Below are 23,215 nucleotides of genomic sequence, written 5' to 3'. Positions count from 1 at the left end.
GCTTGTCCGCTTATCAAACGGCCCCGTAATTTATCCTGTCCTTGTATTTGACGTCCAGCCGCTGCTGCTTCCGGTATACCAAGCGGGACATCAGCACGCTGATCTCGTATAACGCGATGAACGGCAGCGAAACGGAGATATGCGAAAAAAACTCCGGCGGCGAAATCATGCACGCGATAAAAACAAGCACCATATAGGAAACCTTGCGGATCTTCGCAAGTTTCGCCGGCGTCAAAATGCGCAGCCGGGTCAAGAACATCGCGACCACCGGCAGCTCGAAAGCCAAAGAAACCGGCGCCACGATATTCGTCAGGAAAGAAAAATATTGCGCGATGCCGTAGGTTTCGACCAGCCCCAAGTTTTTGGTCGTGTCCGTCGTAAATCGGAAGGCCATCGGAAACACGACGAAATAAGCAAACGCAAAGCCGACGACGATCAGCACAAACGCGGCCGGAATATATTTTAGCGCCGCCCTGCGCTCATCCTTCCGCAGCCCTTGTTTGACGAATCCCCATATTTGAAACAGCGTGAACGGTACCGCCACGATGAGCGACATCGCCGCGGACAAATACATGTAAATTTTGATGCCGTCCAACGGGCTGAACGCGTTCCAAGCGACAAGCGAAGCCGGCGGGCGGCTTTTCAGGAAATGCAGCACGTCCCCGGCAAAAAACATCGACGTAATCATGGACGCCGCAAAAACGGCAAGGATCCAAAACATTCTTTTCCTAATCTCGGATAAATGTTTTTCATAAAGGGACCAATTCATTCGATTCAGCAGGTTCCACAGGTTCAGCAGGGTGATCAGCTCCAGTGATTTTTAAACGTTTCCTAGTTTCCACCTACCACTTTACCATTTTTGCCGGCAAAAATCACGACGGTCTTCGCATCGACTCGAGCCGCTCCAGCACGATCCGGACGGCGATTGCGTCATCGATGTACCCGAATGGAAAGTTGAAGTCCGGTATAATGTCGGTCGCCAAAACGAAATACAGCAGCGCGCTCCCGATGATATGGCGTTCGGCGTCCGGCAATCCGCCCGACTCGTATTCGTCGTACAAATCCCTTAACTGGTCGATATAATAACCCCGGCTCCGCAGCTGGGCGAGCTTATTCAAAAAAGAGCCCTGGATCATTTCCCGCCCTTCATCCGTTTGTGCATAGGCCTCGTATTTCTGCAGCTCCTGGCGAATCCGCCCCGTCATGTTTTCCACGCAAATGCCGCTTCCTTGCAAAGCGTCCCGAAGTTCGCTGATGTCATCCTTCATCTCCTTGGACTCCAAACCCGCGGCGGCTAACAGCTCCCGGACCGGGATTTGCAAATGTTTCGCAAACAGATGGAGCTGCTCCAGCCTTGGCCGCTGCTTGCCGCTAACGATCCGTGAAATCGAAGCCGCATCCATGCCGATGATTCCGCCCAGCTTTCGCATCGACATCGACTTGGCGCGCAATGCGTTTTTGATTAACGCTCCCAGCCTGTTTTGCTCCTGCATGTCCTCGCGATCCGCCGCCATCGTTTCACCGCCTTTTGATTTGCCGTTCACCGTTTGTTGCGTTTTCCTCAACGCTTCCTCAACATTATATGTTCCATACCGTCACTTTTTGTTGCCGGGATTAATAAGATACGATGAGGATTCGGCAATGCATGAACATCATTTCATCAAAGGGAGTGCTGGAGAATATGGTTGCGCCATGGCTTTCGTCGGTTTCCATCGCGCTTGCGTCCAATCTCGATAATGCCGGGGTCGGAGCCGCTTACGGGGTACGAAACATCAAAATCCCTTTTTACGCGAGCGTGGTCATTGCCTTTATGGGTTTTCTGCTGACGCTTATCGGCGGGTTGTTCGGGCAGGTAATCGCTTTGTGGATGCCCCCGCAAATCTGCAACATCATCGGCATGATCATGCTGGTGGCCATCGGCCTTTGGGTGATGCTGCAGCCGATGCTGGAGCAAAAGAAGCCCAGCCCAACGACGCCTTCGGGGTCCATCCAGGAGATATTAAAAAATCCGGAAGCGGCCGATATTGACCGGTCCAAAACCGTCGATTTCAAAGAATCGGTCATTCTCGGCATCGCGCTGTCGATCAATAATTTGGCCGGCGGATTCGACGCGGGGATCACGAGCATCAACATTTGGGAAACGTCGCTTTTTTCAGGCCTGTTCAGCTTGATCTGCATCGGCCTTTGCTCGATGGCGGGCCGCAAAATCGCCGGCGAACGCCTGGGCAAAAGCGCCAGCTGGATTGCGGGCATCCTATTGATTGCGATCGGAGTGCACCAGGTCATCTAATGCCGTCGTCAACTTAAAAAGGCTGCCCTTAAGGGCAGCCTTTGGCGATTTATTTGAGAACGGAGAAAATGAACTTCTCCAGTGATCCTGTATCGGCAATGGACTGATTGCATGCATGGTTATCGATACAGACGTATTGGCCGATGGAAGAGTAGTTATCCGGCAAAGCGCTTTTGGTCTTGACGGTGAAGAAGGCCAGCTCCTGGTGCCGGTTGCAGAACATGCAATACCCCTTCTTGTTGGTCGGCGTGATTCTTCCTTCGATCCCGATGAACTTTCCTTCGTGCGGATACACGATGAACAATCGGTTCGTTGCGACGTCGACCCAGCCGAGATACGTCACAAATCGAAAATCGATGGCCTGCAGATCAGGTACTTTCAATTTTTTGCTTTTAGGAAATAACTTCTGAATCTGCTTCTCCGTAATCGGCGGATAAGGCTCCACGTACGCTTCCAAATCGGTGAGATAATTTTGGAATTCGTATGCCGTCTCGAAGGTCGAAATTCGTTCCAGCATCCGGCGCTGATCTTCCGTTAAGGAAGAAAATGCTTCGGTAATCGTCAAAGCTGCCCGATACCTTACGGTCTCCAGGACTTTCCGGTCCGCGACGGTTCGCAGCGTTCTCAGAAGGAATTCGGTTTGTCTCTTAATTACGTTATACTGATGGTTTCTAATAAATGGTGTACTCATAGCTCTTCAGCCCCTTATTATGATTAAAAAAATGTAATAAGGTGCAAAGCCCGTTATTAGAAACGATAAAATGAAGCTTGGGCGATTGAATCCATTCCATCGCACCTCACGCAAAGTATCGCCCCGAAATCAGGCTTTGCATGAGGACTTCCTAGCTAATGAGCAATTACGCATTGCCATCGATAAGACCCCCAATCATGAATCAATGGAAAAATTATAACAAAAAGTTACAGAAGCCGCAATTGTATGGTTTGGTCATCGACCCCATAAAAAAACGGCCAGCCTGTTGGCTGACCGCTTTTTTTTGCGCTTATAGCACATTCAATTAGAATTCGAATTCGACGTCGCTCAGACGGCGTTTGATTTCGCCGATAACGCGTTTTTCGTCTTCCTCGCCGTTTGCGATGAACGTGACGGAGAAACGGACGAAATGTCCGGCATCATCCCATGGCACGCTGGAGATCAGCTTTTCGCGGATCAGATACTGCGAGAAATCCTCGCCGGATTCGAAACGGATGCCGCCCTTGATCCCTTTCGGCGCCTCCACGTACAGGAAGAAGGAGCCTTTCGGTTTTTCCGCCTGGAATCCGAGCTCGTTCAGCGCGGCAACCAGCATGTCATGCCGGCGGGAATATTTGGCCGCGATTTTTTCGGTAATTTCCGGATGGTACAAGCCGTATGCGGCCGCTTTTTGGATCGCGATGAATTGTCCCGAATCGTTGTTGTCCTTCACGTCGCCGAAAGCCTTGACGACAAGCGGGTTGCCGGCAATAAAGCCGATCCGCCAGCCGGTCATGTTGTAGGACTTGGACAAGGAGTGCAGCTCGACGCCGACGTCTTTCGCCCCCGGAACGGACAAAAAGCTGAGCGGCTTCAACCCGTCATAGGTCAGTGCTGCATACGGGGCGTCATGAACGATGACGACGTTATGCTTTTTCGCCCATTCCACCACTTCGGCGAAAAACTCCACGGTTGCGCTGGCGCCCGTCGGATTGTTCGGGTAGTTCAAATAAAACAGCTTGGCCCGCTTGGCGATGTCTTCGGGGATGGCATTCAAATCCGGAAGGAAGTTGTTTTCCTTTGTCAGTTCGACGTTATAGACTTCCCCGCCCAAATATTTGGTGTGCGTGCCCATCACCGGATATCCCGGAACCGTCATGATCGTCACGTCGCCCGGATTGATGAAACATGAAGGCAGCATGGCCAGCGCCGGTTTGGAACCGATCGAATGCAGCACTTCGGTTTCCGGATCGATGCCTTCGACGCCAAACACTTCCTTCAGGTAATGGGCTGCCGCAACCTTGAATTCAGGGATGCCGTTGTCCGCATACCCGCGGTTTTCAGGCTTGGCCGCTTCTTCGGCAAGCTTGGCGACGATGCCGCTGTCCGCCATCTCATCCGGTTCGCCGACGCCCAGGTCGATCAGTTCGACGCCCGGAAAATCCTTTTTCGCTTGCGCTTTGGCGCGCTTGATCTTCTCGAATTTGTAAATCGCTGTATCTTTACCATAATTGGATCCGCCAATCCGATCCGCAAAATTGTGCTGAATATACGTATGTTGGTATTGTTCGATACTCATTTGTTTCTTCATCTCCCATTTAAGCTAAGTTCCAAAAAACCTACCCTAAATATGAAGGAATCCATGGCTGAATGCCATGGATTAATTATCGTATCATTTGTACTTTCATCGGCTGCGCAGACTTGTGAGCAGCTCTTCCATATCCTGCGGGATATCGGCCGTAAATTCCAAATATTCCCCGCTGGACGGATGGATGAAACCGAGCACTTTCGCATGAAGCGCCTGCCCGTCCATTTTGATGCCTTTGCTGCGCCCGTAGACCGGGTCGCCGACAAGCGGATGACCGATAAATTTCATATGGACGCGAATCTGGTGGGTCCGGCCGGTTTCGAGCTGCAGCTCGAGCAGCGTGTAATCCCCGAACCGCTCCAGCACGGCAAAATGCGTAACCGCGTGTTTGCTGTTTCTTTCGGTGACCGTAAACATTTTGCGGTCGAACGGATCGCGGCCGATTGGCGCATCGACGGTGCCTTGGTCATGGCTGACGTTGCCGTGCACAAGCGCAACATATTTGCGCGTCACGCTGTGATCCTTCAGTTGGGCGGCAAGCGAGGCGTGCGCCTTATCGTTTTTGGCAGCCATCAAGAGGCCCGAGGTGTCTTTGTCGATCCGGTGCACGATCCCCGGCCGCAGTTCCCCGTTAATGCCTGACAGATCCTTGCAGTGATGCATCAGCGCGTTCACCAGGGTGCCGGATGCATGTCCGGGTGCCGGATGCACGACCATTCCCCTCGGTTTGTTCACCACGACGACGTCGCTGTCCTCGTAAGCGATATCGAGCGGAATATCCTCCGGCACGATTTCCACGGCGGCGGGTTCGGGCACGGTCACTTCGAGGACATCCCCCTCGGCCAGTTTATAGTTGGCTTTGACCGGTTTGCCGTTCACTTTAACGTGCCCCGAAGCGATCCAAAGCTGCACCTGCGATCTGGATACGTCCTCTTCCCAAGATTCCGTGATGTATTTGTCGATCCGTTCCTTGGCATAAGCCTCATCGATCACCCATTCCCGGATATCGGCTTCACTCACACGATTTCATTCCCTTCCTTGCTGCCTTCTTCTTTGGTGGTTTTGTTCAAATCGAACAGCGAGTCCAAAATAATGAGCGCCACGCCTACAACGATGCAGGAATCGGCGATGTTGAAGATCGGAAACGTGTAGCTTCCGAAGTTGAACATCAAAAAGTCGACGACTTCCCCGGTCAGCGCCCGATCGAGGAAATTGCCGATCGCCCCGCCAAGCACGAGGCTGAGCGCCGCAGGCAGCAGCTTGCGGGCAGAGGTTTTTCTAACCTTTTGCATGTACCAGATAATGGCGATGACCACAACGACGGTAACGATGATGAAAAACCAGCGTTGGTTCGGAAGAATGCCGAAGGCGGCTCCCCGGTTGCGGCTGGAGGTAATCAGGAAAAAGTTTCCGATCACGGGAATTTCCTGACCAAGCTCCAGTTGTTTTGCAATGATCCATTTGGTCCCCTGGTCCACTAAAAACGCGATGATCGCGAGGATGTAATACCACACAGCTCCATGTCACTCCGTTCTTATCAATTGGGCCTTGCGGCCTTGACGGCTTCACGTCAACTAAGACCTGTATATTGTAGCACAGCACGCCAAACATCGTCCATTAACGTCCATCCCCGAGAAGATTTTCCTTCTGTAAAAGCTCAGCCTTTCGCGCATTCTACAAAAGAAGGAATTGTCTCAAGCGGCATACCGCTGCCGCAAAAGGAAAGGGGCCCGTGATGATGCAGCATCTTACCGCTTCGCAGCTAAAGCATCTGCGCTCCAAGCTGGAAGAGCAGTTGCAATCCTTGCAGCAAAAAGACCAGGAAAACGATTCATACGGCGTAGACGAGTCCATGCGGGACCAAACCGGCGAGCTGTCGCTGATCGATAACCATCCCGGGGACGTGGCTACCGATTTGTACAACCGGGAAGTGGACCTTTTGCTTCAAAACCATGACGACCACCTGATGGAGCTGATCCGCGACGCGCTTGAACGGATGGATCAGGGAACGTACGGCATCTGCCCGGTCTGCAACAAGCCGATCCCATACGAACGACTCGAGGCCGTTCCGATGACGGAATATTGCGTGGAGGATAACCCGAAACACCATGTTTCCGACTACCGGCCGGTGGAGGAATATTTCCTGATGCCGCCATTCGGCCGCACGAGCTTGGATGAACGCGATGACCAAAACGGCTTTGACGGAGAAGACGCTTGGCAGGCGGTCGAAAACTTCGGTACGTCCAATACGCCGGCCTATGCCGAGGATAACGAAGTCCACAGTTATAATGATATGGAGATCGAAGCGTCCGAAGAGCTTGAAGGATGCGTCGAACCGATGGAAGCTTTCGTCGCCACCGACATATACGGCAATTTGATCGATATCGTCCGGAACCACCAATACCGAAAATACATGGATTTGGGCGAAGGCATCGACATGTACCAGCTGGCAGAAGAAGAAGAGGACGAAGAGGATTTTCTCCTTTAGCCCGAAAAGGGCGACCCCATCCTCGGTTAATAGGTGTTCAGTTCCATCTGGCGCTGCACAATGCGGACGATATCCGCGATATAGTCCCCGATGATGGGCAAGTTCAGTGCGCCTAATACCTGCAGCACGTAAATGATGGTGGCCGCAAAAAAAGTGAACCCGATCGCGATCCCGACCCCGCGCGCCGTTCCCGAAAGCAGATTAAGCCAGATCAAACGAAAAGGCTTGTGAAGAAGCTGGGTGTAGTCGGCGATGCGCGACTTTTCCATCTCGCTTGCGATTTGGACCGTGAGCTGGTAGATCCGGTTCAGCTGCTCTTTCTCGGCCGCAGATCCGCCTGTATTCTCATCATTGACCATAGATGACTTCCCCTTCATAAAAGCTGTCGCGAAGAAAAACAAACGAGCCTGCAAGCCGCCGGAGCGATCCGGCGCCTTAAGGCTCGTTTATTCCTTTTGACTGCTATTATTTGCCTAAAGCCTGCCTCTCATTCAGCAAGGAAGCTCTTTGGGGCTTTATTTTTTAAAACAGGCCTCAATCAGCGATGCGAATGCCAAGCGTTTTGCCTGCCAATTCGACGGTTTCCATGCCGGCTTCTTGGCCGAATACGACGTCTTTGACCAACACGTTTTCGCGAAGCACATGGTCGAAGGCTTGGATCGCCCCGGTCAGCTCCTCGTCCGCGTCCAAAACGAGCGTGACGCGTTTTTCGATCGGCAGATCCAGCTTTTTGCGGTAATCCTGCACGGCGCGGACCACTTCCCGGACCCAGCCTTCCTGCTCGAGCTCAGGCGTGATCTCGGTATTCAAGGCAACCGTGATGCCGTAACCGGAGGCCGACGCGAATCCGCTCTTGGCATGTTTTTCGACGAGCAATTCGTCGGCGGTGATCTGAAGCTCTTCGCCTTCCGGAGAGGTCACGTTGATGCCCCCGGATTGAACGGCCGCTCTCGTTTCCTCCGGAGACAAGCCTTTCAGGAAGCCTTGAAGGAAGCCGATGTTTTTGCCGTATTTTTTGCCGGCGACTTTCAAATTCATTTTGAGCGTAAAGTCCACGAACCCGCTGTCACTTGTTTCCAGCACGAGATTTTTGACATTGATTTCTTCCTTGATGATCTCCTGGTAGCCGGCCGCGTCAAACGAACGGTCCATGGATACGATCAGCTCGGACAATGGCTGACGCGTTTTGATGCCGGTTTCGTTGCGCACGTTGCGGGCAAGCTCGACGATTTGCCGCGCCGCTTCCATGTCCGCTTCAAGCGTTTTGTCGATCAGCGATTCGTCGGCCTGCGGGAAGTCCGCCAGATGCACGCTCTCGCCTCCGCCAAGGTTGGTGTAAATGTCCTCGGAGAGGAACGGCGTATACGGCGCCATCAATTTCGAAAGCGTCAGCAGCACATGCGTCAACGTGCCGTATGCGGCAAGTTTGTCTTCGGTCAGGCCGCTGCCCCAGAAACGGTCGCGGGAACGGCGGATGTACCAGTTGCTGAGTTCGTCGATGAATCCTTCGATGCCTTTTGCCGAATTCAGGAAGTCGTTGACCGCAAGTCCTTTGTCGACCAATTGGATCAGGCTGTTCAAGCGGGACAGGATCCAGCGGTCGAGCTTGTTGTCGGATGGCTTGAAAGGATGCTCGGCCGGATCGTAACCGTCGATGTTCGCGTACAACGTCAGGAACGAATGGGTGTTCACGAGCGTATCCACGACCTTGGACTTGGCTTCCGCGACGATGCCCTTGGAGAACCGTTTGCTGTTCCATGGCGCGCTGTCGGCCAGCAATGCCCAGCGGAACGCGTCCGTGCCGAATTCGTTGATGATATCCCACGGATCGATGACGTTGCCTTTGGATTTGGACATCTTTTGTCCGTTTTCATCCAAGATGTGGCCCGTCGCGATAACCGCTTTGTAAGGCGCCACGCCTTTAAAGAGGGTGGATACTGCCAGCAAGCTGTAGAACCAGCCGCGGGTTTGGTCGATCCCTTCGCAGATCATGTCGGCCGGGAACTGCTCTTCGAAGGTGTTCTCGTTTTCGAACGGATAATGATGCTGCGCAAACGGCATTGAACCGCTGTCGAACCATACGTCGATAACTTCGGAGGTGCGTTCCATCACGCCGCCGTCGCAGTGCGGACATTTGACTTTCACTTCGTCCACGTAAGGCTTGTGCAGTTCAAAATCATCCGGGAGAGCCGTTGTCGCATGTTCTCGCAAATCCGCAAAGCTGTGCGGAGCGTATTCTTTTTTACAGGAGTCGCACACCCAAACATTCAGCGGCGTACCCCAGTAACGGTTCCGGCTGATATTCCAATCCACCAGGTCCTCGAGGAACTTGCCGAAACGTCCTTCGCGGATATGGCCCGGGAACCATTCGACGCCGTTGTTGTTGGCGATCAGCTGATCTTTGACGGCCGTCGTTTCGATGAACCAGCTTTCCATCGCATAATACAGCAGCGGGGATTTGCAGCGCCAGCAAAACGGATAGCTGTGCTCGTATTTTTCCTTGCTGAACAAAAGGCCTTTTTCCGACAACATCTTCACGATGTCCAGGTCGCAATCCTTCACGAAACGTCCGGCCAGATCCGTTACCTCATCGGTGTAGCGGCCTTGGGCATTAACGACGCTAACGAAGCTGATGCCGTTTTCGCGGCATGTTCTGTAGTCGTCTTCACCGTGCGCAGGCGCCATATGGACGATACCGGTACCGCTTGCGTCCGTGACGAACGAAGCGCCGACGATCAGGTTGCCCTTTTCCGGATTGATGTACGTAAACGGCGGCGTGTAGGTTTTTCCAATAAACTCGGAACCTTTGTGCGTGGACAACACCTGATAATCTTCTTTCATCACGTCTTCGACCAGATTTTTGGCCACGATGTACACTTCGCCGTTTTTTTGCACGCGCGCATAATCCATATCCGGATTCATCGCGAGTGCAACGTGAGCCGGCAGCGTCCAAGGGGTCGTCGTCCAGGCAAGCACGTAGTCGCCGCTGTCATGCAGCTTGAATTTGGCCGTGGCGCTCAAGTCTTTGACATCTTCGTAGCCTTGGGCTACTTCGTGGGAGCTGAGCGTCGTTTGGCAGCAAGGGCAGTACGGGCTTACGCGGTGACCGCGGTACAGCAGTCCTTTGTCATGGATCGTCGCGAGGATGTTCCACACGCTTTCGATGTAGTTGTTTTCAAGCGTGATGTACGGATGATCCAGATCGGTCCAATAGCCGATCGCCTCGGTCAGCTCTCTCCATTGTTTTTCATATTCGAATACGCTGGCTTTACATTTTTTAATGAATTCTTCCACGCCGTATTTTTCGATCTCTTGTTTGCCGGAGATGCCCAGCTGTTTTTCCACGCCGAGTTCGACCGGCAGGCCGTGGGTATCCCAGCCCGCTTTGCGGACGACGCGGTAGCCTTTCATCGTTTGGTAGCGGCCGATAAAGTCTTTGATGACGCGGCCGAGAACGTGCCCGATATGCGGCGCGCCGTTCGCCGTCGGCGGACCTTCGTAGAACACGTAGTTCGGACTGCCTTTGCGGTTTTCCATCGATCTGCGGAAGGTGTCTTCCTCGTTCCATTTTTTGAGCACGCGCAGGTCACGTGTGCGCGCTTTTTCTTTGACATCGACTTTTTGCATCATATTCATCCTTTCATGTAATTCCTTCGAAGGAAATTCCCATCCCCCTAAATCCCCCTTCATAAGGAGGACCCCGAGGGCTCCGCCCTCTGGACTCCCAGAAATGGGTCGAAGGAGTCACAGAGTTCGAACTTTGATTCTTTTTATGTGATACCCGCTTTTCGCCCCGTTCTTTGCTTTCGCAAAGACGGGGCACGCTTAACGGATGCGCGCTATCTAGTTTCAAACAAAAAGTTACTCCTTGCGCCACTCCCATCGCACGCATGGAAGGTTCCCGATAGCGAACCGCATGGGAGCTGAGGAAGAACCGGGCACACCCACCTAAAGCCCCTGTAGTGCGCCACACCCCATGCACGCATGGAAGGTTCCCGATAGCGAACCGTAAGGGAGCTGAGGAAGAACCGGGCACACCACCTAAAGCAGCTTTAGCGCGCCACTCCCCCTCCCTGCGCCGAACTTTCGGGTGTCCAGAGGGCAGCGCCCTCTGGGGTCCCCCTTTGGAAAGGGGGATTTAGGGGGATTCAAAAAAAGATGCACGAAGAAGCTTCGAAGAACACAAATAAAGCCTCATCCCTAAAAGGGACGAGGCTTCTGCTCGCGTGACCACCCTAATTCCGCTCATAGAGAAACAAGCTCTCCTGAACGACTCCTCAAGTCCTCGCCTTACCGGATATTCATCAACCCAAATCCGCCGTCAGCAAGGAGCCGATATAACGTTCGGCATGCCGGCTCGGCTTACGCACGTTAACGCTAACGCTTCAGCTTCGCTTCTCCGGGAGGATCTTCGGCTTCGGTCTGAACGCCGGCTCTCAGCAAATGCCGGCTCTCTGGAGAACATATCCAAAGCTTACTTATCCCATCATGGAATCCATATGCATTCAAATGCTGCCGCCACTTCGAGCGACAACCGATATGACTATAGTTATAGCCCTTTTTCAATCAAAAGTCAACCAAGCAGAAGCCTAGTACACTTCGTTAGCTTCTCGCGTACTCCGGGATTCGCCGGACGATTCCAAGGCATCCCAGCTTTCCTGGCTCAAAAGCTCCAGCTGCGCTTCCACCAGCGTCCGGAAACGGGTGCGGTAAATGGAAGCCTGCTTTTTTAATTCTTCCACTTCCATCGCGATTTTACGCGACTTGGCCAGCGACTCGTTGATGATCCGGTCCGCGTTCTTCTCGGACTCTTTAATGATCAGCTGGGCTTCTTTCTTGGCGTTGTTTTTGACCTCGTCGGCCGCTTCCTGCGCCACGATGATCGTTTTCGAAAGCGTCTCTTCGATATTGAGGAAATGGTCCAACCGTTCCTGCAACGACATCAGCTGATTATGAAGTTCCTTGTTTTCACGGATGACGCTCTCATAATCCTTGATGACCTGATCGAGGAATTCATTCACTTCATCCTCGTCATAGCCCCGGAGCCTGCGGGAAAACTCCTTGTTATGTATGTCGAGCGGCGTTAATGGCATAGATGTGCACCTCCTAAGAATGTCCAGGTCTCCCTGTGTTATCAAACGGATCTGGATACAGCCCACTTGGAATGTATCGGCCGAAGTAAATGATTTGATTAGCATTCGCTTGAATTACATTTCGACAGGAATAACCTATTTCCTGCTGCGAGTCTACACAAATTTACCTATTTTAACCCGGTAGCGTCCTTTTTTGGTTACGTCCCCCGCCTCAAGCACCTTGAAACGGCCGAACCCCTGCATCGATACGACGTCTCCGGCTTTTAGGGGAGCCGACGGGTCCTCGACGGTTTTCCAGTTCACGCGGCACCGTCCGGCCCGAATCGGGATCAGCACTTTGCTCCGGCTGAGCCTGTACACGTCGGAGGCGATCCCGTCAAGGCGCAGCGACGCAACCGTAATATCCATCGGCTCCAGCGTCACCTTGTTCGTGCGAAGCTGCTCGATCGGCAAAATTTCGCTCAGAACGTGCACGCGGTGCACCTGGTTCAGGTTCATGTCCAGAAAAGCGCTGATTTCTTCGCAAACCACCGTGTGACAGCCGTGCTCCAGCACATGGATGTCGCCGATTTTGGAACGTTTGATGCCAAGGCCCAAAATCGATCCCATATAATCGCCGTGCTCCAGCGACAGAAACTTCTGATCCGCGGAATCGATGCTAAGCACCTTTAATTTCATGTCCTCCGCGTCCAAATCGCGGTAGTCCGGGGCGATCAGCGCCCGTTTCCGTTCCGCCTCCCCGTACCCTCCGTCAAACCGCGCATGCACGTCCGGATGGCGATTCACCAGCGATTCCACGATAAATGCCTGTCTTGGATCCAGAAAATCCGTCAGTCTCGTCTCATGGTATTGGCCCGCGTTCACAACCCACTCCCAGGCCCGGTCCACAAACTCGCGTTCGTCGGGATGAAAATGCTCGTAAATGTCCAGCTTCATCGCTCACTCACGCCCAAAAATACAGCAGTATCGCGATGACGCCCCGCTCGGCGAATTGCAGCACCAGCAGCGCAATGATCGGCGAAATGTCGAGCATGCCCGCGATCGGAGGAATAAAACGGCGAAACGGCGACAAGTACGGCTCCACCAGCTTGCCCAGAAGCTCGCCGATAAAGCTTTCGCGCAGGTTCGGGAGCCAAGACATCAGCACGTACACGATAATCATGTAAAAATAAATTTGAAACAGATACTGCACGATCGTAATTATTTCGGCCAAAATCGGCTCACCTCATTCTGTTGTAATCATGTTCATCCGCAAGTATTTCGGAAATGGTGCCAGAGATTTCGACCGTATCCGGGGTACATAAAAAGATGTTCCCCCCGACCTTGGAAATACTGCCACTCAAGGCATAAACCGTTCCGCTGAGAAAATCGATGATCCGGAGCGCCTGGTCGGTGCGGACGCGCTGCAGGTTGACGACCACGGTCCGATGGGACCGCAAATGATCGGCGATTTCCTGGGCTTCGTCATAGGAACGCGGTTCGTGGAGGATGACCTTGACGTTTTTTTGCGAATGAATGCTAACCACATTGTTTCCCCTTGGGTTTCTACGTGTTTCCACCGGCGGAGTTTCAACTTCTTCTTCAACGGGGAGCTGTTCCCGCTCCACGATTTCCTCCTGCTCCTGCAACCCCAAAAAAGACATGAATTTATTCATAACGCTCATCCTTCCCCCTCCTCTTTCCCTACTAAAATGCTGCCTAAGCGGATCCAAGTCGCTCCTTCCTCGATCGCCACTTCAAAATCGTTAGACATGCCCATGGAAAGTTCCGTTAACGGTTCCCGCGTAATGCCCTTGCGGTTTAATTCATCCCTTAACTCGCGCAGCCCCCTGAAAACGAAACGGGTTGCTTCCGCATCGTCTTCAAAGGGAGCCATCGTCATCAATCCGATCACTTTAATATGGGAAAAGCTTTGAATGTCCTGCAAAAACGATGCCGCTTCCCCGGGAGCCAAGCCGTATTTGCTGTCTTCCCCGGAAACGTTGACCTGCAAAAAGGTTTTGACTGTAAGCCCGCGCGCGGCGGCTTGCTTCTCGAGTTCCTTCGCAAGCGACAGCCTGTCCAGCGAATGGATATACTCGAACCTCCCGATCACGTCCTTCACTTTATTGGTCTGCAGGTGACCGATAAAATGCCATGTTCCCCGGTGGCCGAGCGCCTCCCATTTATCCTGGGCGTTTTGCCACCGATTTTCGCCGATGTGCTCCAGCCCGCCGTCCAGCACCTTCGCCGTCATCGCTGCCGAAACGTACTTCGTTACCGCAACGGTTTTTACTTCCTGGGGCGCTCTGCCGCTCCGCAGACATGCTTGTTCAATGCGTTTATTGACTTCCTGTATCCGCTCTTCCAACGTCATGGAAGGCTCACCTCTCTTTTAGCCCGATCCAACTCGCCATTCGTCCTGTCGTTCCCCCATCCTTCCGGTATGAGAAAAACAGATCGTTACGACAGCTCGTACACCATGATGTACATTCGATATGTGTCGGCAATATTCCTGCTTTAATCATAATGTGTCGATTCAATTCTTTCAAGTTGAGCATGTATTTGCCGTCTTCTTTGGCTATGTAACAATCCGAAACGGAATATTCGTCATTACCCAGGAAATCTTTTTCTAAATCATGGACATAAGACATAACTTTTCCATCTACCTCATAGCAGCAGAATCCGATGGACGGGCCGATCGCAGCCCTGATATCTTCCGTCCGGCTTCCAAAAGATTCCTGCATGCGCTCAACCATGTTGGCCGCGATACGGGCTACCGTTCCTTTCCAGCCAGCATGTGCCAACCCGGCAACTTCTTTTACCGGATCATAAAAAAACAAAGGCACGCAATCGGCATAAAAGGACGTCAGCAGCACGCCCGGTACGTTGGTCAACAGCCCATCCGTATCCTGAACGGCGGATTCCCGGGTCAGGCTTCCCGCCCCCGCCAAACGTTCGTCAATGATCGCGATATCGGCGCGGTGGACCTGTTCCCCGCATGTCCATGCATCGAGCGTGAATCCGAGCCGGCCTGCAATAAGCTTGCGGTTGGAAATGACGTCCTCGGGACGGTCGCCGACGTGAAAAGCGCAATTCAAAGAATCGTAAGGCGCTTGGCCGACGCCCCCGTTCCGCCCGGTAAACCCGGCACTGATGCCGTCATAGCGGCTCATCCAGGGCTCCAACATAAAAAGCGCCGGCTGCCCTTGCTCCTCTTTCAACACAAACGGTTCCATTCCTCTTCACCTCAACTTCCAGTGTACCACATCAGCCCTCACAAATCCCTGTAATTTCGGCGGTCCCGTTCCTGCCGTTCCCCGTAAGACGAAGCATCTTTTTCGTTTGGCAGCGTTTTGAGTTCCTCCATTTTGACCAGAACGACGTCCGACCCGATTTTGACGATGTTTTGCCATGGAATCACCAGGTCCGCCCCTCCGCCGAACAGCCCCAAAAATTTATTGTAGCTAGGCACGACGATCGCCTCGATTCGGCCCTGGCGGAGATCCAGCTCCAGATCGCTGATTTGTCCGAGCCGTTTGCCGTCTACGATATTGATGACGTCTTTGGTTTGAAAATCGGATATTTTCATGTGAATCCCCACCGATTGTTTTTCTGGAATCAACGTCCGCAGCCCCTTTTCCTCCTAAGTTTCCGTGCCTGAATATCCGCTACCGCATCTTGATATATGTATATGTTCCCTTTGGGCAAAATGCCCTTCTTTTTGAAAATTGCCCGGCCATGCCGATGCTCCGATCAGATACAACCAGCATGCCTTCCGCCCTAAGATTTTAGAAGGCCGCGCACGCATGAAAACGCGACATTCCACATAGTCTGATGGAGAGCTGGCGCTGATGGACGATCCATCTAAAAAAGCGACCCGGAACGGATCGCTTTTAGGTTTATAGGCTTGGCAAAGAGAACGCAGCGAAACGCTTCAAGCCAATCCTCAATATTCAATTTTTAAGGTTACGATTTCACATGCTTTTGCATTTGCTGGATGGCCGATTTTTCCAAACGGGACACCTGAGCTTGGGAAATGCCGATTTCGTCGGCGACCTCCATTTGGGTTTTGCCTTCGAAAAAGCGCATGGAAAGAATCATTTTTTCCCGCTGGCCGAGTCTTTGCATCGCTTCGCGCAGGGCAATTTCTTCAATCCACTGCACATCCTTGTTTTTGTCGTCGCTGATTTGATCCATCACATAGATGGGATCGCCGCCGTCATGGTAAATCGGTTCGAACAGCGACACGGGATCCTGGATCGCGTCCAGGGCAAAAACGACATCCTCTTTGGGCACGTTGAGCACTTCGGAAATTTCGAAAATCGTCGGTTCCCGGGAATTTTGGTTGGTCAGGGAATCGCGCACCTGGAGCGCCTTGTAGGCGATGTCGCGCAGCGATCTCGAGACCCGGATCGGATTGTTGTCCCTCAGGTACCTGCGGATTTCGCCGATGATCATCGGAACCGCATAGGTCGAAAATTTCACGTTTTGCGACAAGTCAAAATTATCAATAGCCTTCATCAGTCCGATACAGCCTACCTGAAACAAATCGTCGACAAATTCCCCCCGATTGTTGAAGCGCTGAATGACGCTGAGCACCAGTCTCAGATTGCCATTCACGAGCTTTTCTCTGGCTGACCGTTCGTTGTGTTGCTGCAAGGAGTGGAACAATTCCCGCATTTCCACGTTGGTGAGGACCGGCAATTTAGCGGTATCCACACCACAAATTTCGACTTTGTTTCGGGTCATGATGATTTACCTCCCAAGGAGAAACATTAATGTACATTATCTCCCTGGGGGCTCATTTTATTCCTTGCAAAAATTTGCTACACCATCTTGTTGAACTCCTTGCGGAGTCTTTTGATGATCCTTTTTTCGAGCCTGGATATGTAGGATTGGGAAATCCCGAGCATATCCGCAACATCTTTTTGCGTCTTTTCTTCGCCGTCCTGAAGGCCGAAACGCAGCTCCATGATCGTGCGCTCCCGGTCGGTCAGCTTTTCGAGCGCCTTGTGAAGCAGCTTCCGGTCGACCTGCTCCTCGATATTGCGGTAGATCGTATCGTTTTCGGTTCCAAGGACATCGGACAGGAGCAATTCGTTGCCGTCCCAATCGATGTTCAGCGGCTCGTCGAAAGAAACCTCGCTGCGGATTTTGCTGTTGCGGCGCAGATACATCAATATTTCGTTTTCGATGCAACGCGACGCGTAGGTGGCGAGCTTGATCTTTTTTTCGGGGTCGAACGTGTTGACCGCCTTGATCAGCCCGATGGCGCCGATGGACACCAGATCCTCGATGTTGATGCCGGTGTTTTCAAACTTGCGGGCAATGTAGACGACCAGGCGCAGATTGCGCTCAATCAGCATCGACCTGATTGCCGCATCCCCCGTCGGGAGCCGCTGCAGGAGATACTCCTCTTCCTCCCGGGTCAGCGGGGGAGGGAGCGCCTCGCTGCCGCCGATATAGTAGATTTCTTCGCTTTTCAGTCCCAGCAGAAAAAGGAATCGATAATATTGCAGCTGCGCGATCAATCGCCATTTTACAAGCATTTGTCGTCCTCCTAAAAGTTTCCCGAAGGGAAACTATCTTCGTAAGCATTGGCTTTAATTTCCCGAAGGGAAACTGTCTTCGTAAGCTTCATTCCGTTTCCTCTTCAACGCTTCAAAAATAGAACTAGCATGCCATAGCATCATTCGCCCCCAGAACGTCAGCCTGGCAGAGACTTGCAGCACTTTCCAATCCCGCTTCAACCGCTACAGATGGATCGACGTCGGGTTAACCGGCGCCTGCGCCTCGGATTTCACGACGTTTTCCTCCTGCACCAGCTCCGGGTGAATGATGGCCTGATAGGACCTGTCGCCTGACAATTGGCCGCCGTCAAGTCCGATCAACACCTTCGCGGCACGGCTTGTCTGATTCCCGATTCGGATGTCCACGGTGTCCGGTTTGATCGCCAGCATAAAGGCAGACCCCCGGTTTACGCCCCGGTACGGCACCAGGCGCAGCCGATCCCGCCATTCGAATTCGGCAGCGTCCAGCTCAAGCAGCAGTTTGTCCGGTTCTCCCTCAGCAAGCCGCTGCAGCCAGGCGGCAGGCAGCTTTTCCTTCCAAAGCGATGCCTCCATGACCATGACGGGGGTTCGCGTCAGCGGATCCGACAGCTGGTTCCCGGTATCAAGCAACCCGTTGCAGCTCACGGTATACCCTCCGATCGTCACGCTTACTTCTCCCATGTAGGCTTGCCTGTTCTCCAGCTTCCGGCGCGTGGAATAAACGGATTTAAACCATAAAAGCACCCCGAAACACGTTATGAAAGTAAACCAAAAACCGATTTTCAGCTCAAACGAAAGTCCCCCGGAAGCCGTAAACCATATGCCGTTAAAAATTTCTCCCGTGTTCTTTAGCAAATAATGGATTCCGATGATGCCGCCGGCTGCCGCGAAGTTGATCATATAAAAAGCTCCCGTGTTCCGGATATAGTTTTGCAGACTTCCGAATCCGAAAGCGATCCAGAGCATCAACAGTGACAAGGCGAATTTGAGCATAAACGTATACATAAAGGAAAGTTCGGGCAGGAACATCATGACGACGTACATCGCGCCTACCGTTGACGACACCGCAAGCCGCCACCAGCGCAGCCGCTGCTTTCTCATCCAGGCCGTCAGCCACAGCAGGGCGCCGTCGATCAACAGATTGGTGATGAAAATCAGATCAATATAAACAACCAGCCCCATCACCTGCCTGCTTATCATGGATTCTTTCGGAAATTGATATGACTAGCTTTGATATGATTCGGTTTATCGTGGCTTTAGACTTGGGAGATGTATTTAGTATAAAAAGAACCCTATCCAAAGTCTGTCTAAAATTGGGGGCCGGACTTCAACTTTTTTTGTCGAGTCCCGCTGCTTTTTGAGAGGCGGTTCGCAAGCGTTTACCCTGAGTGCCGCAACTCCCGAACCCGCCAAAATAGAAAGGAAACTCCTCGCCATGGGCTGAAACATCCCGGCCTCCCTGTTCGTTAGATTAAAAAAGCGCAGCAATATGTTCTGAAAATCGTTCGTGCGGAGGAATAAACGATGAGCAAAATCATGATGTGGCTGTTCGTGCTCCTGGCGTGGATAGCTGGCCCTCCCTCGCCGGATCGCGCAGCCGAGGAACGTTGGGACGTTAAGGAAGGTTACGTCGTGGCCAAAGAAGACGGGAGGGTTTTGGCGGTTCGCGACAAAGTTCCGGATCGGCACACGCCGCTGAATCGAATTTTGGAGGAAGCGATGCCCAATGCAATCTGGCTTACGGTTAGCCCGGCGGATTATCATGCCGTGGAGATCGGGGATCATATCGGCATTTCGATCCCGAACGGAGCCATCAATCAATCCTATCCCGCTCAAACGGCGGCCGATGTGAAAAAGTTGAATTCCCCTTGAATCAGAACCAGGATCAACCGAACGCTGCCGGTTGGACTACTCCAAGCCGTACTCAAATGCTCCAACATGCAATAAAAAAGACCCGCTTCCATCCAGCGATGGCTTGCGGGTCTTTGGGTTATCGGTATGGAATTAGTCCTTGTTGCGCGAACGGTTCCGCAAAAACGTCGGAATGTCCAATTGGTCGCCGCTGGTCTGGTTGCCGAACGGACGAAGGTTCTGCGTGTTGTTGCGGGTTTCCGGCTGTTCCGTCGGCTGCGCGGCCGCTCCCGGTTTGCGGTATGAAGTCGCAGGCGCCTGGTTTTCAAACCCCGTGGCGATGACGGTGACTTTGATTTCATCCTTCATGCTTTCTTCAATCATCGCACCGAAGATCATGTTGACTTCCGGATCGGATGCGGAAGTTACGATTTCGGCCGCCTCATTGACTTCATAAAGGGACAAGTTCATACCTCCGGTAATGTTCATGATAATGCCTCGAGCGCCTTCGATCGAAGTTTCGAGCAGCGGGCTCATAATGGCCTTGCGTGCAGCTTCGGCCGCGCGGTTTTCGCCTGTTGCCAAACCAATCCCCATCAAAGCCGAACCGCGTTCGGTCATAATCGTTTTGACGTCTGCGAAATCGAGGTTGATCAGTCCGGGCACCGCGATCAAGTCGGAAATGCCCTGTACCGCTTGGCGCAGCACGTTGTCCGCCTCGCGAAACGCCTCAAGCATCGGCGTTTTTTTGTCGACGATTTCCAAAAGCCGATCATTCGGAATAACGATAAGCGTATCGACTTTTTCTTTGAGGCTTTCGATCCCGAGCTCGGCCTGTTTGGAACGTCTGGGCCCTTCAAATGTAAACGGGCGCGTCACCACGCCGACGGTCAATGCTCCGCATTCCTTGGCGATTTCGGCGATGACCGGAGCGGCTCCCGTACCGGTACCTCCGCCCATGCCTGCGGTAACAAAAACCATGTCGGCGCCTTTGAGGGTATTCATGATCAGATCGCGCGACTCTTCGGCCGCCTTTTTCCCTACTTCAGGGTTGGCTCCGGCACCGAGGCCGCGTGTCAGCTTATCCCCGATTTGCAGTTTATGTTCCGATTTGGCCATATGCAAAGCTTGAGCATCGGTATTCACCGTGATGAATTCGACGCCTTGAACGCCGTTTTCGATCATTCGGTTCACGGCATTGCTGCCGCCGCCGCCCACGCCAATTACTTTAATTTGCGCCAAGCTCTCCATTTCAAAATCAAATTCCAACATACTTTCCCATCTCCCCCTCATTGTGCATGGATGGCCCGTCCACTCATTCAAATGGAACCTGCTTATATGAAATCACTGAAAATATTTTTCAATCGTTCAATAAAGCCTGGTTTTTGGACAGTCTCCGGATTCGTGGCAGGACTCGCTTTTGGGCGGTTCACTGTCTTCTTGTTGCCCCCACTGCTCACGTTTGCGCTGCTGCCGCTGCGCATGCGGATACTGCGGATGACGTTATGTAAAATACCAACGCCGCTGGTATAACCAGGGTCCCTGACGCCGATGTAATCCGGCACGGCAATTCTGACGGATGCGGCGAGTTCTCCTTGGGCAACCTGCAATACGCCCGGCATCGATACGGTGCCGCCGGTAAGGATGTATCCTCCCGGAAGCTCGGAGTAACCGAGGCGTTTGACTTCTTCGCGGACTAGATGGAAAATTTCCTGTACCCGAGGTTCGACGATGGCCGCCAGATCTTCTTGGGTAAATTCCTTCTCCACGTTGCTGCCGATGCGGACCACCTTAAACGTGACGTCAGGCGCGGCATCGGCCATTAACGCGCAGCCGTATTTGAGCTTCACCTTCTCCGCCTGGTCCGTCAGCGTCCGAAGTCCGTAGGCGATATCGTTGGTCACGAACTCGCCGCCGATCGGCAGGGTCGAGGTCGAAACCATCGTGCCGCCTTCGAAAATGGCGATCGTCGTGGATCCCGCACCGATATCGACCAGGACGGAACCCATCGTTTTCTCGTCCTTGGACAATGCGAGCTGGCCTGCGCCAAGCGACATAAGCACCAAATCTTTAATTTTCAGGCCTGATTTTTCAACGCAGCGCAATAAATTATGTATCGCGGTCTTAGCGCCGGTAATAATGATCGCTTCCACCTCGAGGCGGACGCCGATCATGCCGCGCGGATCCTGAATTCCCTCCAAGCCGTCTACGACGTATTGTTTTGCAACTACATCAATGATTTCCCGGTCCGGCGGAAGGGCGACCACTTCGGCGGCTTTAAGCACGCGTTCGATGTCCTCCTCGCCGATTTCCCGATCCTCGTTCGATACCGCCACGACGCCGTGGCTCGATTGAAGTCCGATATGATTGCCCGAAATGCCGACGTATACCTCCGATATTTCAATACCGACCATACGCTCCGCATGATCAACGGCACTGCGGATGGATTGTACAGTCTGGTCAATATCTACAATTGCACCTTTGCGAATTCCTTCCGAGTCGGCAGATCCAACTCCAATAATATTAAAGGTTCCATTATTCACTTCCCCAATAATAGCACGAACTTTGGATGTACCGATGTCCAAACTAACAATGATGTCATTGTTGCTCAACCGTGGCACCTCCTGTTTTCTAAAGTATCTTCCCCATGTTTAAAACACTCGTTTTTACATATTCAACATAGAATATTCTTTCCCTCTTTTTTCTACAAATTTTTCGACTGCCAACATTTAGTATAACAGGGTAAAAATCAAAAGAAAAAAGAGGGAGATGTCCAAGTGCGAAAAACGAAGGAATCCTCGTCTTCCGCACGTCAAATTCGCGTTGATGAATAGATGAAATAAACCATTTTTAGTTCAAACGGTATAAGATAACCCATAAAATTAATTGTAGCATTTTTTATCGGCCGTGAGTAGTGTCATTTTCGTCCGGGTCCGCATCGGCCGGAGGCTCAAAAGGCGTATACGTGTCGGCTTCGAGCATCGTGATCGTTCCCGGCTCAGCCGTTTCGATGACCTGGTTCAAATATTCGATTTTGTCGCTCAAAAGAGAGACGGCCGTAATCACGACAAAACGGGACCGCGTATACATCTTGATCCGATCCGGAAAGGAGGCCGTCGGCGACGGGATGATCTCCGAAATGTCCGACGTCAGCTCGCTCGGAATTTTTCCCAGCACTTTGCACAGTTCCGCCTTGTTCGGATCGCTTGGGCTCCATTTCGTTAAGATCGGCTTTTCCACGGCGATGCCGATGCTGTTTACGGCCAATTTCGAGCCGTTCGCAAGAATGGCTTCCAAACGTCCCCCTTCGCCCAGTTCATACGCGACGGTGGGATATTCTTCGATCCTGACGTTGATTTTGCCGGGAAATTGCTTGTCCACCACGGCTTTTTGAATCGATGTGATTTTCAGCAGCCGCTGTTCGACCTCGGAAGGCGAAACGCCGAAATATTGGCTGCCCTCCTTCAGGCCGCTGGCCTGCAAAAGCTGTTCCCTCGAGGAAAACGTGCTTCCCGTAAATTGGATCTCCGTCACCTGGCTTACCGGCGAACGGAAGAACAAGATAACCAGGATCGCGATAAACAAAAGCAGCAAAATAGCTATGATTTTACGGCTTGCTCTTTTTTTGGGCTTGTTCTCTTTTAAAACGGGAATATGAGCTTTAGGCATAGGATTCTCTC

General features: G+C 52.5%; 24 protein-coding genes and 1 other annotated feature. Of the genes, 3 read left to right on the top strand and 21 right to left on the bottom strand.

Translation table 11 applies throughout. The features are described 5' to 3' along the window. Positions 1 to 13 precede the first annotated feature (13 nt). Both tatC and MKY58_RS07960 read right to left on the bottom strand, forming a co-directional pair. Positions 14 to 769, bottom strand: a complete 756-nt coding sequence (gene tatC, locus MKY58_RS07965; RefSeq protein ID WP_339324128.1) for a twin-arginine translocase subunit TatC — start codon at positions 767 to 769, stop codon at positions 14 to 16. 103 nt (positions 770 to 872) lie between these two features. Next, positions 873 to 1,565 (bottom strand): DUF1232 domain-containing protein, encoded by a 693-nt coding sequence (locus tag MKY58_RS07960; protein ID WP_339324127.1) that lies wholly within the window; start codon positions 1,563 to 1,565, stop codon positions 873 to 875. An 80-nt stretch (positions 1,566 to 1,645) separates the two neighbouring features. Between MKY58_RS07960 and ytaF the strand changes: the two genes are divergently transcribed. Then, a complete protein-coding gene (gene ytaF / locus MKY58_RS07955) occupies positions 1,646 to 2,290 on the top strand; it encodes a sporulation membrane protein YtaF (protein ID WP_339324126.1) in 645 nt (214 codons plus the stop codon). A 49-nt stretch (positions 2,291 to 2,339) separates the two neighbouring features. Here ytaF and MKY58_RS07950 read toward each other — a convergent pair whose 3' ends face one another. The 4 genes from MKY58_RS07950 to lspA form a co-directional block, all read right to left on the bottom strand. Next, positions 2,340 to 2,981: a FusB/FusC family EF-G-binding protein gene (locus tag MKY58_RS07950; protein WP_339324125.1), complete on the bottom strand. Its 642-nt coding sequence runs from the start codon at positions 2,979 to 2,981 to the stop codon at positions 2,340 to 2,342. A 325-nt stretch (positions 2,982 to 3,306) separates the two neighbouring features. Beyond that, positions 3,307 to 4,560: an LL-diaminopimelate aminotransferase gene (locus tag MKY58_RS07945; protein WP_036707574.1), complete on the bottom strand. Its 1,254-nt coding sequence runs from the start codon at positions 4,558 to 4,560 to the stop codon at positions 3,307 to 3,309. A 105-nt stretch (positions 4,561 to 4,665) separates the two neighbouring features. After that, entirely contained in the window at positions 4,666 to 5,589 is a 924-nt protein-coding gene (locus MKY58_RS07940) for an RluA family pseudouridine synthase (RefSeq protein ID WP_339324124.1), read from the bottom strand. After that, positions 5,586 to 6,083: a signal peptidase II gene (gene lspA, locus MKY58_RS07935; RefSeq protein WP_339324123.1), complete on the bottom strand. Its 498-nt coding sequence runs from the start codon at positions 6,081 to 6,083 to the stop codon at positions 5,586 to 5,588. Before lspA ends, MKY58_RS07940 begins: the two co-directional genes overlap by 4 nt. A gap of 224 nt (positions 6,084 to 6,307) precedes the next feature. On the opposite strand from lspA, the gene MKY58_RS07930 reads away from it, so the two are divergent. Beyond that, on the top strand, positions 6,308 to 7,057 hold the full coding sequence (locus MKY58_RS07930; RefSeq protein ID WP_339325084.1) for a TraR/DksA C4-type zinc finger protein: 750 nt from the start codon (positions 6,308 to 6,310) through the stop codon (positions 7,055 to 7,057). 26 nt (positions 7,058 to 7,083) lie between these two features. Here MKY58_RS07930 and MKY58_RS07925 read toward each other — a convergent pair whose 3' ends face one another. From MKY58_RS07925 to spoIIGA, 12 genes are all read right to left on the bottom strand, one after another. Continuing rightward, positions 7,084 to 7,434, bottom strand: a complete 351-nt coding sequence (locus MKY58_RS07925; RefSeq protein WP_339324122.1) for a DUF5665 domain-containing protein — start codon at positions 7,432 to 7,434, stop codon at positions 7,084 to 7,086. A gap of 157 nt (positions 7,435 to 7,591) precedes the next feature. Beyond that, on the bottom strand, positions 7,592 to 10,684 hold the full coding sequence (gene ileS, locus MKY58_RS07920; protein ID WP_339324121.1) for an isoleucine--tRNA ligase: 3,093 nt from the start codon (positions 10,682 to 10,684) through the stop codon (positions 7,592 to 7,594). Between the two features lie 575 nt (positions 10,685 to 11,259). Further along, positions 11,260 to 11,556: a binding site (T-box leader), on the bottom strand. A gap of 90 nt (positions 11,557 to 11,646) precedes the next feature. After that, positions 11,647 to 12,150 carry a DivIVA domain-containing protein gene (locus MKY58_RS07915; RefSeq protein ID WP_212947123.1) on the bottom strand — a complete coding sequence of 168 codons (504 nt, stop codon included), beginning with the start codon at positions 12,148 to 12,150 and terminating at the stop codon, positions 11,647 to 11,649. Positions 12,151 to 12,303: 153 nt separating this feature from the next. Then, positions 12,304 to 13,086 (bottom strand): YlmH/Sll1252 family protein, encoded by a 783-nt coding sequence (locus MKY58_RS07910; RefSeq protein WP_339324120.1) that lies wholly within the window; start codon positions 13,084 to 13,086, stop codon positions 12,304 to 12,306. Between the two features lie 7 nt (positions 13,087 to 13,093). Continuing rightward, positions 13,094 to 13,366, bottom strand: a complete 273-nt coding sequence (locus MKY58_RS07905; RefSeq protein WP_036713492.1) for a YggT family protein — start codon at positions 13,364 to 13,366, stop codon at positions 13,094 to 13,096. A gap of 4 nt (positions 13,367 to 13,370) precedes the next feature. Next, complete coding sequence (locus MKY58_RS07900) at positions 13,371 to 13,814, bottom strand: cell division protein SepF (protein WP_036713493.1); 444 nt, start codon at positions 13,812 to 13,814, stop codon at positions 13,371 to 13,373. Beyond that, positions 13,811 to 14,506, bottom strand: a complete 696-nt coding sequence (locus tag MKY58_RS07895) for a YggS family pyridoxal phosphate-dependent enzyme (protein ID WP_339324119.1) — start codon at positions 14,504 to 14,506, stop codon at positions 13,811 to 13,813. The genes MKY58_RS07900 and MKY58_RS07895 overlap by 4 nt, the downstream gene beginning before the upstream one ends. A 7-nt stretch (positions 14,507 to 14,513) precedes the next feature. Continuing rightward, positions 14,514 to 15,368 carry a peptidoglycan editing factor PgeF gene (pgeF, locus tag MKY58_RS07890; protein ID WP_339324118.1) on the bottom strand — a complete coding sequence of 285 codons (855 nt, stop codon included), beginning with the start codon at positions 15,366 to 15,368 and terminating at the stop codon, positions 14,514 to 14,516. Positions 15,369 to 15,406: 38 nt separating this feature from the next. Continuing rightward, positions 15,407 to 15,721, bottom strand: a complete 315-nt coding sequence (locus MKY58_RS07885; RefSeq protein ID WP_036713528.1) for a YlmC/YmxH family sporulation protein — start codon at positions 15,719 to 15,721, stop codon at positions 15,407 to 15,409. A 377-nt stretch (positions 15,722 to 16,098) separates the two neighbouring features. Further along, positions 16,099 to 16,881: an RNA polymerase sporulation sigma factor SigG gene (sigG, locus tag MKY58_RS07880; RefSeq protein WP_160044661.1), complete on the bottom strand. Its 783-nt coding sequence runs from the start codon at positions 16,879 to 16,881 to the stop codon at positions 16,099 to 16,101. Positions 16,882 to 16,958: 77 nt separating this feature from the next. Then, positions 16,959 to 17,681, bottom strand: coding sequence for an RNA polymerase sporulation sigma factor SigE (gene sigE, locus MKY58_RS07875; protein WP_036713496.1), 723 nt, complete (start codon positions 17,679 to 17,681; stop codon positions 16,959 to 16,961). Between the two features lie 204 nt (positions 17,682 to 17,885). Further along, the gene (spoIIGA, locus tag MKY58_RS07870) at positions 17,886 to 18,860 is read right to left on the bottom strand and encodes a sigma-E processing peptidase SpoIIGA (protein ID WP_339325083.1); all 975 of its coding nucleotides are present in this window, start codon (positions 18,858 to 18,860) and stop codon (positions 17,886 to 17,888) included. Between the two features lie 348 nt (positions 18,861 to 19,208). Between spoIIGA and MKY58_RS07865 the strand changes: the two genes are divergently transcribed. Then, positions 19,209 to 19,556 carry a DUF3221 domain-containing protein gene (locus tag MKY58_RS07865; RefSeq protein ID WP_339324117.1) on the top strand — a complete coding sequence of 116 codons (348 nt, stop codon included), beginning with the start codon at positions 19,209 to 19,211 and terminating at the stop codon, positions 19,554 to 19,556. A 132-nt stretch (positions 19,557 to 19,688) separates the two neighbouring features. Here MKY58_RS07865 and ftsZ read toward each other — a convergent pair whose 3' ends face one another. From ftsZ to MKY58_RS07850, 3 genes are all read right to left on the bottom strand, one after another. Beyond that, on the bottom strand, positions 19,689 to 20,807 hold the full coding sequence (ftsZ, locus tag MKY58_RS07860; protein ID WP_339324116.1) for a cell division protein FtsZ: 1,119 nt from the start codon (positions 20,805 to 20,807) through the stop codon (positions 19,689 to 19,691). Positions 20,808 to 20,869: 62 nt separating this feature from the next. Beyond that, positions 20,870 to 22,147, bottom strand: coding sequence for a cell division protein FtsA (gene ftsA, locus MKY58_RS07855; RefSeq protein ID WP_339324115.1), 1,278 nt, complete (start codon positions 22,145 to 22,147; stop codon positions 20,870 to 20,872). Between the two features lie 286 nt (positions 22,148 to 22,433). Continuing rightward, positions 22,434 to 23,204, bottom strand: coding sequence for an FtsQ-type POTRA domain-containing protein (locus tag MKY58_RS07850; protein WP_339324114.1), 771 nt, complete (start codon positions 23,202 to 23,204; stop codon positions 22,434 to 22,436). Positions 23,205 to 23,215 lie beyond the last annotated feature (11 nt).

Source organism: Paenibacillus sp. FSL W8-0194 (assembly GCF_037969745.1).
In the GTDB taxonomy this organism is placed as follows: domain Bacteria; phylum Bacillota; class Bacilli; order Paenibacillales; family Paenibacillaceae; genus Paenibacillus_AQ; species Paenibacillus_AQ cookii.
The sequence above is the reverse complement of the archived record's forward strand: the minus strand, read 5'-3'. Positions and strand labels throughout refer to the sequence as shown.

What these genes read in the sequence shown, in the direction of transcription:
- tatC (WP_339324128.1), bottom strand. Translation starts at nt 769, where the DNA reads ATGAATTGGTCCCTTTATGAAAAACATTTATCCGAGATTAGGAAAAGA.
- ytaF (WP_339324126.1), top strand. Translation starts at nt 1,646, where the DNA reads ATGAACATCATTTCATCAAAGGGAGTGCTGGAGAATATGGTTGCGCCA.
- MKY58_RS07950 (WP_339324125.1), bottom strand. Translation starts at nt 2,981, where the DNA reads ATGAGTACACCATTTATTAGAAACCATCAGTATAACGTAATTAAGAGA.
- MKY58_RS07945 (WP_036707574.1), bottom strand. Translation starts at nt 4,560, where the DNA reads ATGAGTATCGAACAATACCAACATACGTATATTCAGCACAATTTTGCG.
- MKY58_RS07930 (WP_339325084.1), top strand. Translation starts at nt 6,308, where the DNA reads ATGCAGCATCTTACCGCTTCGCAGCTAAAGCATCTGCGCTCCAAGCTG.
- MKY58_RS07925 (WP_339324122.1), bottom strand. Translation starts at nt 7,434, where the DNA reads ATGAAGGGGAAGTCATCTATGGTCAATGATGAGAATACAGGCGGATCT.
- ileS (WP_339324121.1), bottom strand. Translation starts at nt 10,684, where the DNA reads ATGCAAAAAGTCGATGTCAAAGAAAAAGCGCGCACACGTGACCTGCGC.
- MKY58_RS07915 (WP_212947123.1), bottom strand. Translation starts at nt 12,150, where the DNA reads ATGCCATTAACGCCGCTCGACATACATAACAAGGAGTTTTCCCGCAGG.
- MKY58_RS07910 (WP_339324120.1), bottom strand. Translation starts at nt 13,086, where the DNA reads ATGAAGCTGGACATTTACGAGCATTTTCATCCCGACGAACGCGAGTTT.
- MKY58_RS07900 (WP_036713493.1), bottom strand. Translation starts at nt 13,814, where the DNA reads ATGAGCGTTATGAATAAATTCATGTCTTTTTTGGGGTTGCAGGAGCAG.
- MKY58_RS07895 (WP_339324119.1), bottom strand. Translation starts at nt 14,506, where the DNA reads ATGACGTTGGAAGAGCGGATACAGGAAGTCAATAAACGCATTGAACAA.
- pgeF (WP_339324118.1), bottom strand. Translation starts at nt 15,368, where the DNA reads ATGGAACCGTTTGTGTTGAAAGAGGAGCAAGGGCAGCCGGCGCTTTTT.
- MKY58_RS07885 (WP_036713528.1), bottom strand. Translation starts at nt 15,721, where the DNA reads ATGAAAATATCCGATTTTCAAACCAAAGACGTCATCAATATCGTAGAC.
- sigG (WP_160044661.1), bottom strand. Translation starts at nt 16,881, where the DNA reads ATGACCCGAAACAAAGTCGAAATTTGTGGTGTGGATACCGCTAAATTG.
- sigE (WP_036713496.1), bottom strand. Translation starts at nt 17,681, where the DNA reads ATGCTTGTAAAATGGCGATTGATCGCGCAGCTGCAATATTATCGATTC.
- MKY58_RS07865 (WP_339324117.1), top strand. Translation starts at nt 19,209, where the DNA reads ATGAGCAAAATCATGATGTGGCTGTTCGTGCTCCTGGCGTGGATAGCT.
- ftsZ (WP_339324116.1), bottom strand. Translation starts at nt 20,807, where the DNA reads ATGTTGGAATTTGATTTTGAAATGGAGAGCTTGGCGCAAATTAAAGTA.
- MKY58_RS07850 (WP_339324114.1), bottom strand. Translation starts at nt 23,204, where the DNA reads ATGCCTAAAGCTCATATTCCCGTTTTAAAAGAGAACAAGCCCAAAAAA.